Raw genomic sequence first — 17,146 nt, forward strand, 5'->3', positions numbered from 1 at the left:
ATGTTAGCTACAATTTATTTGAAATCAAACATATCAACCACAGAATAAAAGCCTTTTTTGTCTTTCACCCATTCGGCTGCTAAAACAGCACCCAGGGCAAACCCATTACGGTTATGCGCGGTATGTTTAAATTCTATCGAGTCGACCTCCGAATCGTAAATTACGGTATGCGTTCCCGGTACACTTTCAATGCGGTATGATTCTATCAGCAGGTCATCCGTTTTAACATCATCATCGTTAACGGTGCTGCCATCTTCTGACAGGGCATTAACCCATTGCTTTTTGGCTTCAACGCCTTCCAAAATACCTTCGGCAATAGTAATTGCGGTACCGCTTGGCGAATCCAGCTTTTGGGTATGATGGATCTCTTCTACCTGTACATCATAATACGGGTATTGGTTCATCAGCTTTGCTAAAACCTTATTAACGTGGAAGAAGATATTTACGCCCACGCTAAAGTTGGTGCCATAAATAAACGACGCGTTTTTATCAGCACAGTTTTGTTTGATCTCTTCGGTTTGCTCGTGCCAGCCGGTGGTGCCTACTACAATTGGAGTACCCGCGTCAAAGCAGGCATTAATGTTATTTAAAACAGTGCCGGGCGTGCTAAATTCAATGGCTACGTCGGCTTTCTGCAGGTTTTCGGTAGTAAGTTGGTCTTGGTTGTCCTGGTCAATGATCAGTACTATTTCGTGCTTACGGTCGGTAGCGATCTTTTCGATGATCTTACCCATTTTACCGTAACCTAATAATGCAATTTTCATTTTGTTGTGATTGTTTTAAAGCCTGGCATATCCGCCCCGCTTAATTATCTGAGTGTAAAGGTAATTTTTAAACCCGGAATATACGAACCGTTAAAGCTGGTTTGCGCGTACATGGGCTGCATTAGCGTTGGCCGCACCCTAATGCCCAGGTTACTATCCATACTGTACGAGTGGATAAACTTGGCATCAATATAAGCATCAATACATTGTATACCCCAAAAGGCCACGAAGCCAAACACGCTGATATCGCGGTAGCGGGCATAACCTTTAACGGCATCGGTAATGGATTGATCGGGATAGTTGTATTGCTTGTAGAGCATAAACTCCTCGTAATACTTATCGCCGGGGCCGGGTTCGGTACCACGTTGCCGGTAGCGGGCTATGGCCAAATTTTGCGCGTAATACTTTTGGTTAAATACGTAGGCCGATGCTATTAAGCCCAGGCCGGCATAAATTATAGGCGTTTTCCACCATTTGCCATTATATACCTGGCCCCAGCCCGGTACAAAGGCCGATCGGTGCCAGGCCTTGGTTGGGCTGTGTGTAGTATCGGGATGATATATCTTTTCGGGTTTGGCTTTGGGCACAAAAGGCTTTGCAGCTTTTATAGAATCCTGCCTGGCTTTGCCTATCTGGGCGGCTATCTGTGCCGAATCGTTTTTCAAAACCGTATCGGGCTTTTGCGCTTTGGCGGCAAAAACAAAACAAAACAATACTATAAAAACAAACAGGCCTTTTTTCTGCATATATAAATCTACCAATCCAACATTTCAAGGATGCGGTTCAGGTCATCCTCTGATAAAAATGGAATTTCGATAGCGCCCGCGCCCTGGCTGTTTACCTTAAGCTTAACCCTTGTGCTAAACTTTGATGCCAGGTCGTCCTGTATCTTTTGTATCTGGAAAGATACGGGCTCAGGTTGCTTACCTTCTTTCTTGGTACGTTGCTTTTGCAGTTCGCGCACCATTTCTTCCACCTTACGAACGGATAAACCTTGCTGAATGATATGTTTATGCAAATATAATTGTTGTGCAGGGTCTTCTATAGTAATTAAAGCACGCGCGTGGCCCATGCTCAGCTCGCCATCGCGGATGGAAGCCTGTATGGCAGGGGGCAGCTTTAAAAGCCTTAAATAGTTATTTACGGTCGAGCGGTTTTTGCTAACGCGATCGCCCAGTTCCTCTTGCTTTAAACCCACTTCATCCAGCATTCGCTGAAAGCTTAAGGCCACCTCAATAGCATTCAGGTTTTCGCGCTGAATGTTTTCTATCAGTGCCATCTCCAGCATCTGCTGGTCGTTAGCGGTGCGGATGTAGGCCGGTATTTGTGTTAAGCCAGCCAGTTTTGATGCACGTAAACGGCGTTCGCCGGATATTAACTGGTAGCTGTGTGCGTTGATGCGCCTAACGGTAATGGGCTGTATTAAACCTTGCAGCTTTATCGAGTCGGATAACTCGGCCAGGGCCTGTTGGTCAAACTCGGTACGTGGCTGAAAAGGGTTAACCTCTATCTCGGCTATCTTAATTTCATTAACCGAACCTAACGGGTTTACCTCAGGCGGCGTTGAACTGCCACCGGTACCCGGGCTATTTTTTTTATAAGGAAGTACGTTCTCCGAATCGTTTAACAGCGCGCTTAATCCTTTGCCTAATGCTTTTCTTTTCTCTGCACTCATGTTACGCGGTTACGGTAGTAGCTTTCATTTCGTCGGTAACCAGGCCGTTTTTGCGCACAATTTCGCGGGCAAGGTTAAGGTAGTTAATAGCGCCTTTGCAATTAGCATCGTGCATAATAACCGATACACCGAAGCTTGGCGCCTCGCTTAAACGGGTGTTACGTTGTATAATGGTTTCAAACACCATATCTTCAAAATGCGTGCGCACCTCTTCAACCACCTGGTTCGAAAGACGAAGCCTCACATCATACATGGTTAACAAAATACCTTCTATCTCCAGGTTGGTGTTTAAACGGTTTTGAACAATTTTTACGGTATTTAATAACTTACCCAAACCTTCTAACGCAAAGTACTCGCACTGCACCGGGATGATCACCGAGTTGGCAGCGGTTAACGCGTTAATGGTAATTAAACCCAGGGATGGCGAGCAATCAATAATTATAAAATCATAGTCATCGCGCACCTTGGCAAAAACCTCCTGCATTTTGTATTCGCGGTTTTCCAGGTTTATCATCTCTATCTCGGCACCTACCAGGTCAATGTGGGCAGGTAACAGATCAAGGTTTGGGGTTTCGGTTTTTATAATGGCTTCGCGCGGGTCAACCTGGTTAATAATGCACTCGTAAATACTATTTTTTACGTTACGCGGATCAAAACCAATACCCGATGTAGCGTTAGCCTGCGGATCGGCATCAACCAAAAGGGTTCTAAATTCTAATACGGCTAAACTAGCAGCCAGGTTTATTGACGATGTGGTTTTACCAACACCACCTTTTTGATTGGCTAACGCGATAATTTTACTCATTTTTGATATTCAAATTTTGGTAAGGTGTGTTATAACAACGAAAAATAGAAATATAAATTTCTACCTTCGAAAAACTTTTTAGCGGATGCTAAGATATAGATTTTAATAACGCAGAAATCCACAGTTTTTGCCTACTTACAAACATTTTAAGTATGAATTACTGATTTATTGAATTATTGATTTGACAATTTTTAATTCAATAATTCATTAATTCAATAACTCAATAATCAAACAATGATCACCATCATATCATCTACCAACCGTCCCGGCAGTTCAACCTTAAAACTGGCTAAATATTACCAGCAGCAATTGAGTTTGAGGGGTGTTGAAGCAGGCATATTATCTATGAACGAGTTACCGGGCGACGTGATCAATACGGATATGTATGGCAAACGAAGCGCCGAATTTCAGAAGATACAAGATACAGTTAGCGCTACCGATAAGTTTTTATTTGTTGTCCCCGAATATAATGGCAGCTATCCCGGCGTGCTTAAAATATTTATTGATGCCTGCACCTATGGCGAAAGCTTTTATGATAAAAAGGCGGCGCTGGTTGGCTTGTCATCCGGCAAGTATGGCAACATTCGTGGTATTGATCATTTTACCGGGGTGTGCCATTACCTGCACTTAAATGTAATGCCGCTAAAGCTGCACATCCCCAACATAAAAACCGAATTTGATGAGCATGGCAATCTGTTTAAAGAGGATACTTTGAAGTTTACTAATGAACAGATAGATAAGTTTGTAAAGTTTTAGTGACTTGCATAAGGGCGCTGTATTTTTTGTAATCTTGCGGTTTTTAACCTTATCCAAATGTCTAAAATCTTTAAATTATTGTTTGCGATAGCACTGCTATTACCTCTATTTTCAACAGCACAAAGTAACTTTAAACCTGGCTATGTAGTTGCCTTAAACAGCGATACTATAAAAGGTTCGGTAGATTACAAGGAGTGGAACAAAAATCCGAAAGAAGTAAGGTTCAAGCCTGATAATTCGGCCACCGTAGCTAATTACACGCCTGCCAATTTGCTTGCCTTCGGTGTTACCGGCGATGTACACTACAGAAGTTTTATTGTACCTATAAGCAAAAGTGCAGAAGACCTTTCAAACCTGCCACGCCAGGTAGATACCAGCGTAGTGGTTGATAATACCTTTCTGAAAATTGTTACCCAGGGCAGTAATATTACATTATATGCCTACAATGATGATAAGCTGATACTTTTTACGGGCACCGCCAACGCCAAACCCGAGCCGCTTAAACGTTACCTGTATCTTAACGACGATAACAAAGAGGTGAACGTTGACATTTATAAACAACAGTTACAGCAATTGGCTGTAAAGTTTCAACCTGCTAACACCCGCCTGCAACGCGATTTGGTGACATTACCTTACTACATTAACGATATTAAAAAAATCATTATAAGCATTAATGGCGGAGAGGAAAAGAACACATTTAAATCAAGCCCGGCAAGCAAATCAGCACGAAGATTTTTTGTGGGTGCCGGTATTAATGCCTCTACTATAACTTACAACTTTGGCCCAACGGCATATTCCAGCAATCCGTTTACTACCAACATGAGCTCTATATTCCCGCAAATTAACATTGGCTTTGATCATATTTTGAATAAAAACGTTGGTCAGTGGGTTTTAAGAGCCGAATTAAGTGTTACCGGCAACAAAGTAAACACCACTATAGACAGGCGCCAGGACGAAGATTTTATAAAAACAATCAAGTACGACCAATATATCATATCATTTACCCCGCAGGTAATATGCAACGTATATAATGGCAGTAATTTAAAGGTTTTTGTTGGCGGCGGCGCTACCGCTAACTACAGCAAAATGTCAAACAACACCATGCCTTATATACTTTACAATAATTTCAACAAGGCAGAAATATTTAATGGCAACCTGGGCTTCCCTAAAACCGACTCATTTTATTTTAGCTTTATAGGTAAAGCAGGGGTGGTTGTTAATAGCAATATTGAAATTTTTGCGGGTTATGTGCCTAACGTTATCCTTACATCAAATAAAGCCGATCTAAAAATGACATCATACAAAGCAGGTGTAAATTTCCTGTTTGGTAGCAAATAATTCGTATAAGTTAAACAATTTCTAAAATCCGCGGGTTTAAGTCTTAACAAACTAAAACTATGAAAAGCGGAATACTCATATTAACCATATTCCTGGCCATCAATTCGGCCAGTTGCCAGGACAAGAAACCGGGCAAAACAAAATCAATTAACGCTACCACCGGTACAGGTGGTGGCATTAAATTATCTCCACCCAATCAAACCAAATCTGTAAAAAATTATTGCGAAGTGCTGGGCTGGCCGGCGGGTAAAACGCCTGTTGCACCCAAAGGCTTCAAAGTAGAGGCTTTTGCCCATTCGCTGGATAACCCGCGCAATATTTATGTGGCGCCTAACGGCGACGTCTTCGTATCGCAGGCTAACACGGTGATGAAGGGTATTAAAAAAATTGGAGCTGATGTGATAGGGGCATCCAAATCGCAAAAATTAACAGAAAGCGCCAACAATATTATTTTGCTGCGCGATGCGGATGGCGACGGTGTGCCCGATGTTAAAACGGTTTTCCTGGCGGGATTAAACCAGCCTTACGGCATACTGGTGTTGGGTAACTGGTTTTATGTGGCCAATACCAACGGCCTGTGGCGCTATCCTTACAAAGCCGGTCAGAACAAAATGACGGCCAAAGGCAAAATGATAAAAGCCCTGCCAGCCGGTGGCTACAATAACCACTGGACCCGCAACCTGCGCGCCAATGCCGATGGCAGCAAAATATACATTGCCGTAGGCTCGGGCAGTAACGTGGCCGAACATGGCATGGGCAATGAGGTACGCCGCGCCGGCATACTGGAAATTAATCCCGACGGCAGTGGCGAGCGCAACTATGCCAGCGGCCTGCGCAACCCTGCCGGGCTCGATCTGCAAACCGGCACCAACACGCTTTGGGCCGCCGTTAACGAACGTGATGAACTGGGCGACGATTTAGTACCCGATTACTTAACCAGCGTTAAAGATGGCGGCTTTTACGGTTGGCCATGGTCGTACTTCGGTAATCATGTTGATGTGCGGGTAAAACCACAACGTCCGGATATGGTAAAAAAAGCGATAATGCCTGATCTGGCTTTGGGTGCGCATACAGCATCTTTAGGCCTGGCTTTTTATGGCGATCATAAATTCCCGGCGATGTACCATGGCGGCGCGTTTATTGGTCAGCATGGTTCGTGGAACCGTTCGGTACTGTCGGGCTATAAAGTGGTTTTCGCGCCGTTTATTAACGGCAAACCAATAGGTAAAATGGAAGACTTTTTAACCGGTTTCATCGCCAATGCCGAAAAACAACAGGTTTATGGCAGGCCCGTGGGCATAGCTGTTGCCAAAGACGGTGCGCTATTAGTTGCCGATGACGCAGGCAATACCATTTGGCGTGTAATAGCTAATTAACAATATCGTTTTCGTATCTAATTACTTACAAAGCAAAGTATCCTTTATTCATAATAAGGGATACTTTTGTTATACATACAGCACCTAATTTTTGTGATACGATCCTACTTTACCTTCCTAATTGCAACCGCGTTCGCCGCACCGGCATTCGCGCAAAACCCTGCCGATACTTCCAAACAATTAAAAGATGTTACCATAAAAGGTTACCTTAGCGAGCAGCCAATGCTACGCGTGCCGGCCTCGGTTAGTGTAATTGCCCCGCAGCAGCTCAAGCTACAGCCCGAAAATTCGTTAGTGCCGGTGATGAACACCGTGCCAGGTATCCGCATGGAAGAGCGTTCGCCCGGCAGTTACCGTTTATCTATCAGGGGGAGTTTGCTGCGCTCGCCATTTGGGGTGCGCGATGTGAAGGTGTATTATGATGAGATACCTTTAACCGATGCGGGTGGCAATACTTATTTAAACTCGCTTGATTTTAACGGCGTGCAGGGCATCGAAATATTAAAAGGCCCTGACGGTAGTTTGTTTGGCGCAAACTCGGGAGGCGTGGTGTTGATCAGCCCGGTTAACCGCTTTTCATCTGCCGATTATGTGAAGCTGGGGTTTAATGGTGGCTCCTATTCGTTGCTGCACCAAAATCTATCATTACAAAAAACAGAAGGCAAGCACCAGTTTAACTTCGCGCAAAGCTACCAAAGCTATGGCGGATACCGCGAGCATAGCAATATGGATCGCCAGTTTTTTCAAGCCAGCGACAGGATAACTTATGGCAATAATAATCATCTTAAAATATTAGGTTTATATAGCAACCTTACCTACCAAACACCGGGCGGTTTAACCGCGGCGCAAATGGCGCTTAACCCACGGTCGGCACGGCCGAGCGGGGCTTTGCCGGGGGCGATCGCGCAGGATATACGCATCAATACCAAACTAACTTTAGGCGGACTGGTTAACGAGTGGCATATAACAGACCATATACGCAACGTGGCGGCTGTTTACGGCAGCTACGCCAACTTCTCCAACCCGTTCATCACCAATTACGAGCAGCGTTACGAGGGCACTTATGGCCTGCGCACCTATTTTGAGTTTACCGGTGACGATCAACCAAAATATAACTGGAAAGCCAACATAGGAGTAGAATGGCAAAAAACCAATGCCGACATCAACAACTACGACAATAACGCCGGCACCCGTGGCAATGCGCAGGCGCTAAGCAAAGTTAATACTGATCAACACTTCTTCTTCGCGCGTTACCAGGCCGATCTGTTTGGTAAACTGCATGCGGAGATTGCGGGAAGTATCAATTTTTACCAATACGATTTTAGGGACATTTTCCCAACGGAGCAGCCTGGCTTTACCAATCGTAATTTTAAAAAGCAGTTTATGCCGAGGGTCGCGCTATCCTACCAGCTAACTAATGATTTTATCTGGCGGGCATCCGTAAGCCGCGGTTACTCAACACCAACTACAGCCGAGATCCGTTCTACAGATAATATCATCAATACTAACTTGCAGGCGCAGTTGGGCTGGAATTATGAGTCGGGCTTCCGGTTCCGCACAGCGGATGGTGGCTTGATGCTGGATGCATCGGTGTTTTATTATAAAGTAAAAGACGCGATAGTAAGTCGTAACAATGCCAATAATACCACTACTTTTTTCAACGCCGGAGAAACCAAACAACTGGGTGTTGAGGCTGCCCTAAACTGGTGGGTAATGCCGCAAACTACCGACGGCATTATACGCGGTGTACAGTTAAATACGGCTTATACGTTGAGTAAATTTAAATTCGGCACTTATATAACCAATGCTAATTACACCGGCAACCAGCTTACCGGATCACCGCAGCAGGTGGTGGTGCAGAGTGCCAATATCAAATTGCCTGAATCTGTTTATGTATTTGTACAATATAACCATACGGCCCGCATCCCGCTTAATGACGCCAGTACGGTTTATGCTAACGGCTATCATCTGCTACAAGCCAAAGCCGGCTGGCAGGTTAACCTATCGCCCAAAACAAAACTGGAGCTTTATGCTGGCGCAGATAACATCCTAAACAAAACCTACAGCCTGGGTAACGATCTGAATGCCCTGGGCAACCGCTACTTTAATCCTTCCGCCCTGCGAAACTATTATGGTGGTTTTAACGTGATATTTTAGGTGGAATAGCAATAAGAGTACTGGGTTGTTTAACGAAATACTCTTATTGCTCTGGTAAAGGTTACTGCTGAGTAAACGTAAGGTTTGAGGGATTATTGTGTGGGGTGAGAAAATATTTTCGTAAGAAAAACGGCCGTCACCATGAGGCACTCGAAGGGTAAGCGCAGAGGCCTTTGCCCGCATGCTTCAAGTGCTTCAGCATGACTGCCCGCCCACCATGTTGGTGCTACTGTTATACCTCAAACTTCACCCAACCTTCACCTTCGTGGCCGAAAATGAATTGTTTGGGGTAAATGATCTCGGCCAGTAATTCGGTGGAATCCACAGTGTTTTCTTCGGTGTCTTTAAAGTGTGCGGTAGCATCGGCCAGATAAAGGCGGTTGTTTTTGACAGCCTTTAGCTCAGTAAAACCGGGAATCTGCAGTAGATTGCCCAGGCCGCGCATGGTTTGCTCGATGGTGTGATTCTCGGGCATCAGGATGATGATATCGGGTTGTTGATCCTCTAAATCACCTGCTATAATGTTGCCACCGGCATTACTTACCAGGCGGGCAATAGCCCCGCCGGCAAATTGCAGCGGGTGCAATTGGGTTATGCAGGCAACGGTAGGCTTTTGATCTACAAACTTTAGTTTATGTTTGATAATATCGATACGTTCCTGTAGTTCTTCGGGTAGTTCCATGTGGGCACGAATACTATGATCTAACCACATGCCCGTACAGGTCGAAATCCTCGGCAGTGTCAATTTTTACGTTTACAAAGGCACCTACGGTGGCGTAGTCTACAGAAGCATCAATCAGCACTTCATTATCTACCTCCGGCGAGTCAAACTCGGTACGACCAACAAAGTAATCGCCATCCTTTTTATCGATGAGCACTTTGTAGGTGTTGCCAATTTTCTCCTGGTTCTTCTCAAAAGATATCTCCTGCTGAATTTCCATGATGGCGTCGGCGCGTTCCTGTTTTACTTCTTCAGGTACATCATCAACCAGTGAATGAGCGTGTGTTTTTTCCTCGTGCGAATAAGTGAAACAGCCCAGGCGGTCAAACTTGGTATCTTCTACCCAACGCTGCATTTCTTCAAAATCGCGCTCGGTTTCGCCGGGATAGCCGGTAATTAAAGTGGTGCGCATAGCGATGCCCGGCACGCGGTCGCGGATCTCGTTCACAACATCAATAGTTTTTTGTTTGGTGATACCACGACGCATTGATTTCAGCATATTATCGCTGATGTGCTGCAGCGGCATATCCATGTATTTACAAATATTGCTGCGTTCGTTCATTACGTCCAACACCTCCATCGGGAAACCCGAAGGATAAGCATATTGCAACCTGATCCACTCAATGCCATTCACGTCAGAAATACGACGTAGTAACTCGTCCAGGTTACGTTTGCCATACAGGTCGAGGCCATAATAGGTCAGGTCCTGCGCGATTAATATTAGTTCTTTAGTACCGTTCTTAGCCAGTTTCTCAGCCTCCTTAACCAAATCCTCCATTGGGGTGGTTAAGTGTTTACCACGCATCAGCGGGATGGCACAAAACGAACACGGGCGGTTACAGCCTTCAGCAATTTTAAAATAAGCGAAGTGTGACGGCGTGGTTAACAAACGCTCGCCTATCAGCTCGTGCTTGTAGTTAGCACCTATGGAGCTTAGTAAATTCTGCAGATCATTGGTACCAAAATAAGCATCAACGTTAGTGATCTCGGCTTCCAGCTCGGGCTTGTAGCGCTCGCTCAGGCAACCGGTAACAATAACTTTACCCACCTTGCCCTGCTCTTTAAGCTCGCTGTATTGCAGTATGGTATCTATTGATTCCTGTTTTGCATTATCAATAAAACCACATGTATTTATTACGATAATGTCATCCTTACCAACCTTGTTCGACTCGTGTACCACATCAAAGGCATTGCCTTTAAGCTGACCCATCAATACCTCTGAGTCGTAAGTATTTTTTGAACAACCTAGCGTTACCACGTTTACACGTGGCTTTTTTATTAGTATCGGCTTAATTACTTCTTTAGTCCTCATTTAATCTTTTTCACTTTTGTCATTCTGAGCGATAGCGAAGAATAACAAATCCTTTTTTAGTCCTTGAACAGGGAATCAACGAAGGCTTTTCTATCGAATAACTGCAATTGATCTGCGCCTTCACCCACTCCTATATATTTTACCGGTATTTTAAACTGGTCTGATATTCCTATTACTACACCACCTTTGGCTGTACCATCCAACTTAGTTAGTGCCAAAGCGTTAACGGCGGTGGCTTCGGTAAATTGCTTGCATTGCTCAATAGCGTTTTGGCCTGTAGAAGCATCCAGCACCAGCAATATTTCATGCGGGGCGCCGGGTACTACCTTCTCCATTACATTTTTGATCTTAGTCAGCTCGTTCATCAACCCAACCTTGTTGTGTAAACGGCCGGCAGTATCAATAATAGCCACATCATCGCCATTGGCAACGGCAGATTTTAAAGTATCAAAAGCTACCGAAGCAGGATCAGAACCCATGGCCTGCGCCACAACCTTAACACCTACACGTTCGCCCCAAAGTTTGATCTGGTCAACCGCCGCGGCGCGGAAAGTATCGGCTGCGCCTAATACTACCTGGTTACCGGCCTCTTTTAACTTTTTGGCAAGCTTGCCAATGGTGGTAGTTTTGCCCACGCCATTAACACCCACTACCATAATAACATAAGGCTTGTGGCTACCGTACTCAAAGCTTGAAAAATCGTTACTGTTATTCTCGGCAAGCAGTTGTTGGATCTCATCGCGCAGCAAACCATTTAGTTCGGTAGTGCTTACGTATTTATCGCGCGTAACACGAGCCTGTATACGCTCAATGATCTTCAAGGTGGTTTTCACACCCACATCTGATGTTACCAGCACTTCTTCCAGCTCATCCAGCACATCATCATCAACGGTTGATTTACCGGCTACTGCCTTGGTAATTTTTGAAAAAAAGCTATCCTTGGTTTTTTCTAAACCGGCATCAAGCGCTTCCTGCTCCTGCGGTGTGCTTTCTTTTTTCTTAAAAAAATCAAATAGTCCCATGTGTGCGGATGTGTAAATGTGCAGATATGCAAATGTGCAAATATGGTGGTTTACAAATTAACAAATATCAAATGAATGTATTATTCAGTTCAACATTTGCATATCTGCACATCCGCACATTTGCACATCAATAAAAAAGCCCTCTCGTTATGTACAAGACGGCTTCTATATTTTTATCAAAGATAATTACTGAGCTTTACCAGCAATCGCGTCTTTAACGTGATCGTTGTGTACAATTACTTCTTTGAATGAGTAAGCACCGGTTTTAGGCGACTTAACCATTGTAATAACTTTTGAATATTCTTTACCCTGACCAGTTTTTAGGGTTGCAACTACTTTCTTTGCCATGTTTGTTAATGTTATGAGTATTGAGTTTTAAGTTTTGAGTTAATACTCAATACTCACAACTCAAAACTGAGTACTTACTACTTAATTTCTTTGTGAACAGTTACTTTACGCAAAACCGGGTTGAATTTTTTCAACTCCAATCTTTCGGTTGTGTTTTTCTTGTTCTTGGTGGTAATGTAACGAGACATACCTGGCAAGCCAGTAGTTTTGTGCTCTGTACACTCTAAAATCACCTGAACTCTATTACCTTTCTTAGCCATCTTCTTATTATGTTATACGTATTACGTGGTACGTTTTACGTTATTTTAAATTGAAGTTACCGTTGTAGCCTTACGTATAACGTAAAACATTTAACGTTTAACTACTATATATATCCTTTTTTTACAAACTTGTTGATACAAGCTGTTATACCGTTTTTGCTGATAGTTTTAACAGCAGAAGTAGATACTTTTAAAGTAATCCATTTATCTTCTTCAGGTATATAAAACTTTTTAAGTTTTAAGTTTGGATGAAACCTGCGTTTAGTTTTACGGTTTGAGTTAGAAACGTTGTTACCAACTATTGACGCTTTTCCTGTTAGATCACAAATTCTTGACATGACAAATATTTTTTAATCGCCCTTTTATTAAAAGAGTGTGCAAATATCAGGATTTAAAATCAATTAGGCAACTGTGTTTTGAAAATATTTGAAATTATTTAAAAAGCTGTACCTGAACCGTTTTTTGAATGCCGAGGGCTTTGCCACCAAGTGCCTGAATACCGCCGTTAAACTGCGAAACAACGCTTAGTTTACTAAATCAATTTAGCAAGCATAAAAATATCATATTTATGGACGAATTTTTCATCGCACTTCGGTATAAATTACTAATTTACGCCCACCAATTATTTATTTATGAGAATTACATCGTTCGACCAATATAAAGAGGTCTACAAACACAGTGTTGAGCAGCCCGAGGATTTTTGGGCCGGCATTGCCGATAACTTTTTATGGAAGAAAAAATGGGACAAGGTACTGGATTGGAACTTTAAAGAGCCTAACATTAAGTGGTTTCAAGGCGCCAAACTCAACATTACCGAGAACTGCCTCGACCGCCATTTAGAAAAAAATGGGGATACTCCCGCCATCATCTGGGAACCTAACGATCCGAAAGAAGATCACCGTATACTTACCTATCGCCAACTGCATGATAAGGTTTGCCAGTTTGCCAATGTATTAAAAAACAACGGCGCCAAAAAAGGCGACCGCATTTGCATATATATGCCCATGGTGCCTGAGTTGGCTATTGCCGTTTTGGCCTGCGCGCGTATTGGCGCTATTCACTCGGTGGTGTTCGGCGGTTTTTCGGCACAATCCATCGCCGACCGTATTAAGGATGCTACCTGTAATATTGTAATTACTGCCGATGGTAGTTTCCGCGGCAATAAAGAAGTACCGCTAAAATCAATTATTGACGATGCTTTGGTACAGTGCCCGTCGGTACAAAAAACCATAGTATTAACCCGTACCCGCACACCTGTTTCGATGATCAAAGGTCGTGACGTGTGGTGGGAAGACGAGATCAAAAAAGTAGAAACCCAAGGCAATGTAGCCTGCCCGGCTGAAGAGATGGACGCTGAGGATATGCTATTCATTCTGTATACATCAGGCTCAACAGGCAAGCCTAAGGGCGTGGTGCATACCTGCGGTGGTTACATGGTTTATACAGGTTATACTTTTAAAACCGCTTTCCAATATAACCCCGGCGAGGTTTATTTCTGTACCGCAGATATTGGCTGGATAACCGGTCACTCGTACATAGCTTACGGTCCGCTTACACAGGGAGCTACCAGTGTGATGTTTGAAGGTATACCTACTTATCCTAGCCCCGGTCGCCTTTGGGAAATTGTAGAGAAATTTAAGGTGAACATATTATACACCGCCCCTACCGCTATTCGCTCGTTAATGAGCTTTGGCGATGAAGTGGTGCAGGGTAAGGACCTAAGCTCGCTAACCAAACTAGGATCTGTAGGCGAACCTATTAACGAGGAAGCCTGGCACTGGTTTGATGAAAAGATAGGCCATGGCAAATGCCCTATTATTGACACCTGGTGGCAAACCGAAACCGGCGGTTTCATGATATCGCCAATAGCTAACGTTACGCCGCTTAAACCAAGTTTTGCCACCCTGCCCCTGCCGGGCGTACAACCTATTTTGGTTGACGAGAACGGCCAGGAAATTACAGGCAACGGCGTTAATGGTAACTTGTGTATCAAGTTTCCGTGGCCGGGAATGCTGCGCACTACGTATGGCGACCATGAGCGCTGTCGCACCACCTATTTTTCAACCTACGAAAACCTGTACTTCACGGGCGACGGCTGTATGCGCGATGAAGATGGTTATTACCGCATTACCGGCCGCGTAGACGATGTGTTGAATGTATCCGGTCACCGCATTGGTACAGCCGAGGTGGAGAACGCTATTAATATGCACAGCACGGTAGTTGAATCGGCTGTGGTTGGCTACCCGCATGATATAAAAGGACAAGGCGTATACGCCTTTGTAGTGTGCCCGGGCAAACATGGCGATGATGAGCTCACGCGAAAAGATATAGTAATGACCGTGGCCCGCATCATAGGCGCTATTGCTAAACCCGATAAGATCCAGTTTGTAAGCGGCCTGCCTAAAACCCGCTCGGGCAAAATTATGCGCAGAATATTGCGTAAGATAGCCGAAGGGGATACCAGTAATTTGGGTGATACTTCTACGCTGTTGGATCCGGCTGTGGTGGAGGAAATCAAGGCGGGAGCTTTGTAGAAAGATAGAATCAAGAGTTAAGAACCAAGAGCCAAGAGGGTGTAATCCTTTTGGCTCTTTTTATTTTTGATCAAAATCTTGATTCTTGGCTCTTGATTCTTGACTCTCCTACAAAACCCGTAATTTTGCCTCAATGAAACCCACCATACTAGTAGTAAACGACGACGGTATTACCGCCCCCGGTATAAAAGCTTTGATGCATGTAATGAAAGAGATTGGCCGCGTGGTTGTGGTAGCGCCGGATAGCCCGCAGTCGGGTATGGGGCATGCTATTACCATAGGCAAGCCACTGCGTTTAGATAAGGTTGATATTTATGAAGGCATTGAAATGTACAGCTGCTCGGGCACCCCGGTTGATTGTGTGAAGCTGGCAGTTACCAAAATATTTAAGGGCAAAAAGCCCGACCTGTGTGTGTCGGGCATTAACCATGGCTTGAATAATGGCATTAATGTGTTGTACTCAGGCACCATGTCGGCGGCGGTTGAGGGAGCTATTGAGAGCATTCCGTCAATAGGTTTTTCGCTGGATGATTACACCTGGCAGGCAAATTTCGACCACTGCCTTAAATACCTAAAGCAAATCGCGCTGCAGGTTTTAGAGCATGGCATGCCAACGGCTACTTTGCTGAACGTAAACTTCCCGAAGGGTGAGATCAAAGGTGTAAAGGTCTGCAGGCAAGCCAACGCCAAATGGGCCGAGGAATTTGATGAGCGTTTAGACCCATACAAACGCCCATACTACTGGCTTACCGGCGTTTTTCAATTAAACGACCAGGGGCAGGATACCGACTCATGGGCGCTGGAGAATAATTACACATCCATCGTACCCATTCAATTTGATATGACCGCTCATCACGCTATACCAACCCTAAATAGCTGGAAATTTAACGTATAGAATGAAATACTACCTGGTGGCCGGCGAGGCTTCGGGCGATCTGCACGGGGCCAACTTAATGAAAGAGCTAAAGAAACGCGACCCGCAGGCCGAGTTTCGTTTTTTTGGTGGCGATTTGATGCAGTCCGAGGGCGGTACGCTGGTTAAGCATTATGCCGACATGGCCTTCATGGGCTTTTTTGAAGTGATAGCCAACCTGCCAACTATTTTAAAAAATCTGAAACTATGCAAGACAGACATCAGCGCCTACCAGCCTGATGTATTGATACTGATAGATTTCCCCGGCTTTAACCTAAAAATAGCCGACTACGCCAAGCAACACAACCTACCGGTATATTACTACATATCCCCCAAAGTTTGGGCCTGGAACCAGAAAAGGGTATTGAAAATAAAACGCATTGTCGACCATCTGTTTTGCATTTTACCCTTCGAAGTTGATTTTTACAAGGAATGGGGCATGAAGGTTGATTATGTAGGTAATCCCCTGCTGGATGCCGTGAGTACTTTTAAACCCGATACCCAATTTCTATCGCGCCAGCAAATTGGCGACAAAAAAATTATAGCCCTACTACCCGGCAGCCGCAAGCAGGAAATTGACTATCTGCTACCTCTGATGTTAAGCGTTGTCGATCAGTTCTCCGATTATCAGTTTGTGATAGCAGGTGCGCCATCGTTTAAGATTGACTTTTACCAGCAATACATCCAGAGCAAAAATATACCGGTAATATTTAATGCCACCTACGATATTTTGAGCAACGCGCACGCGGCTGTGGTGGCATCGGGCACGGCTACGCTGGAGACTGCTCTATTTCATGTACCACAGGTAGTAGTTTATAGAGGAAACCCAATTTCGATTGGCATTGCACGGTTGGTGGTGAAGATCAAATTCATATCACTGGTAAACCTGATCATGGATCGTGGGATAGTTAAAGAGCTGATACAAGAAGACTGCAACACCGAGCGAATTGGCGACGAACTGGACCAGATCCTCAATAACGAAAACTACCGCCGCCGCATGCTGAATGATTATTTGGTGCTGGACGAAAAGATGGGCACCCCGGGCGCATCGGCCAAAACAGCGGAGTTTATCCTAAAGTACGCTTCAAAAAAATAAAGCTCCCGGAATAGTCCGAAAGCCTTACGTTTTCATAGGATAGAAGATAGATTTTTATAGGTAGATGTT

The 17,146-nt window shown here is 44.3% G+C and carries 17 protein-coding genes; 7 read left to right on the forward strand and 10 right to left on the reverse strand.

Going from position 1 to position 17,146, the window contains the following annotated elements; translation table 11 throughout:
• Positions 1–14 precede the first annotated feature (14 nt).
• Genes dapB through AC59JT_RS19035 form a run of 4 tightly spaced genes read right to left on the reverse strand, consistent with a single transcriptional unit; the run spans position 15 to position 3,244 of the window.
• A complete protein-coding gene (dapB, locus tag AC59JT_RS19020) occupies positions 15–764 on the reverse strand; it encodes a 4-hydroxy-tetrahydrodipicolinate reductase (RefSeq protein WP_497402064.1) in 750 nt (249 codons plus the stop codon).
• 44 nt (positions 765–808) lie between these two features.
• On the reverse strand, positions 809–1,510 hold the full coding sequence (locus AC59JT_RS19025) for a DUF5683 domain-containing protein (protein ID WP_497402068.1): 702 nt from the start codon (positions 1,508–1,510) through the stop codon (positions 809–811).
• Positions 1,511–1,518: 8 nt separating this feature from the next.
• Positions 1,519–2,439 carry a ParB/RepB/Spo0J family partition protein gene (locus tag AC59JT_RS19030; RefSeq protein WP_497402070.1) on the reverse strand — a complete coding sequence of 307 codons (921 nt, stop codon included), beginning with the start codon at positions 2,437–2,439 and terminating at the stop codon, positions 1,519–1,521.
• Position 2,440: 1 nt separating this feature from the next.
• Positions 2,441–3,244: a ParA family protein gene (locus AC59JT_RS19035; RefSeq protein ID WP_497402072.1), complete on the reverse strand. Its 804-nt coding sequence runs from the start codon at positions 3,242–3,244 to the stop codon at positions 2,441–2,443.
• 234 nt (positions 3,245–3,478) lie between these two features.
• On the opposite strand from AC59JT_RS19035, the gene AC59JT_RS19040 reads away from it, so the two are divergent.
• The 4 genes from AC59JT_RS19040 to AC59JT_RS19055 all read left to right on the forward strand — a co-directional run bounded on the left by AC59JT_RS19040 (position 3,479) and on the right by AC59JT_RS19055 (position 8,871).
• Entirely contained in the window at positions 3,479–4,000 is a 522-nt protein-coding gene (locus AC59JT_RS19040; protein ID WP_497402074.1) for an NADPH-dependent FMN reductase, read from the forward strand.
• Between the two features lie 57 nt (positions 4,001–4,057).
• Positions 4,058–5,338 carry a hypothetical protein gene (locus AC59JT_RS19045; protein ID WP_497402076.1) on the forward strand — a complete coding sequence of 427 codons (1,281 nt, stop codon included), beginning with the start codon at positions 4,058–4,060 and terminating at the stop codon, positions 5,336–5,338.
• Positions 5,339–5,397: 59 nt separating this feature from the next.
• On the forward strand, positions 5,398–6,714 hold the full coding sequence (locus AC59JT_RS19050) for a PQQ-dependent sugar dehydrogenase (RefSeq protein ID WP_497402078.1): 1,317 nt from the start codon (positions 5,398–5,400) through the stop codon (positions 6,712–6,714).
• 93 nt (positions 6,715–6,807) lie between these two features.
• Positions 6,808–8,871, forward strand: a complete 2,064-nt coding sequence (locus tag AC59JT_RS19055) for a TonB-dependent receptor (RefSeq protein WP_497402080.1) — start codon at positions 6,808–6,810, stop codon at positions 8,869–8,871.
• Between the two features lie 232 nt (positions 8,872–9,103).
• Here AC59JT_RS19055 and AC59JT_RS19060 read toward each other — a convergent pair whose 3' ends face one another.
• The 6 genes from AC59JT_RS19060 to rpmB all read right to left on the reverse strand — a co-directional run bounded on the left by AC59JT_RS19060 (position 9,104) and on the right by rpmB (position 12,872).
• Entirely contained in the window at positions 9,104–9,553 is a 450-nt protein-coding gene (locus AC59JT_RS19060) for an ABC transporter substrate-binding protein (RefSeq protein WP_497402082.1), read from the reverse strand.
• 13 nt (positions 9,554–9,566) lie between these two features.
• A complete protein-coding gene (gene rimO, locus AC59JT_RS19065) occupies positions 9,567–10,904 on the reverse strand; it encodes a 30S ribosomal protein S12 methylthiotransferase RimO (protein ID WP_497402084.1) in 1,338 nt (445 codons plus the stop codon).
• A gap of 56 nt (positions 10,905–10,960) precedes the next feature.
• A complete protein-coding gene (gene ftsY, locus AC59JT_RS19070) occupies positions 10,961–11,926 on the reverse strand; it encodes a signal recognition particle-docking protein FtsY (protein ID WP_497402086.1) in 966 nt (321 codons plus the stop codon).
• Positions 11,927–12,112: 186 nt separating this feature from the next.
• On the reverse strand, positions 12,113–12,274 hold the full coding sequence (locus AC59JT_RS19075; protein WP_497402087.1) for a DUF4295 domain-containing protein: 162 nt from the start codon (positions 12,272–12,274) through the stop codon (positions 12,113–12,115).
• A gap of 77 nt (positions 12,275–12,351) precedes the next feature.
• Positions 12,352–12,534 (reverse strand): 50S ribosomal protein L33, encoded by a 183-nt coding sequence (gene rpmG / locus AC59JT_RS19080; RefSeq protein ID WP_497402089.1) that lies wholly within the window; start codon positions 12,532–12,534, stop codon positions 12,352–12,354.
• Positions 12,535–12,638: 104 nt separating this feature from the next.
• Positions 12,639–12,872, reverse strand: a complete 234-nt coding sequence (gene rpmB / locus AC59JT_RS19085) for a 50S ribosomal protein L28 (protein ID WP_144247620.1) — start codon at positions 12,870–12,872, stop codon at positions 12,639–12,641.
• A gap of 294 nt (positions 12,873–13,166) precedes the next feature.
• On the opposite strand from rpmB, the gene acs reads away from it, so the two are divergent.
• The 3 genes from acs to lpxB all read left to right on the forward strand — a co-directional run bounded on the left by acs (position 13,167) and on the right by lpxB (position 17,077).
• Positions 13,167–15,068: an acetate--CoA ligase gene (gene acs, locus AC59JT_RS19090; RefSeq protein ID WP_497402090.1), complete on the forward strand. Its 1,902-nt coding sequence runs from the start codon at positions 13,167–13,169 to the stop codon at positions 15,066–15,068.
• A 133-nt stretch (positions 15,069–15,201) separates the two neighbouring features.
• Positions 15,202–15,963 carry a 5'/3'-nucleotidase SurE gene (surE, locus tag AC59JT_RS19095; RefSeq protein ID WP_497402092.1) on the forward strand — a complete coding sequence of 254 codons (762 nt, stop codon included), beginning with the start codon at positions 15,202–15,204 and terminating at the stop codon, positions 15,961–15,963.
• A 1-nt stretch (position 15,964) separates the two neighbouring features.
• Entirely contained in the window at positions 15,965–17,077 is a 1,113-nt protein-coding gene (gene lpxB, locus AC59JT_RS19100; RefSeq protein ID WP_497402094.1) for a lipid-A-disaccharide synthase, read from the forward strand.
• The last annotated feature ends 69 nt before the right edge of the window (positions 17,078–17,146 follow it).

This window comes from Mucilaginibacter sp. A3364 (assembly GCF_059690715.1).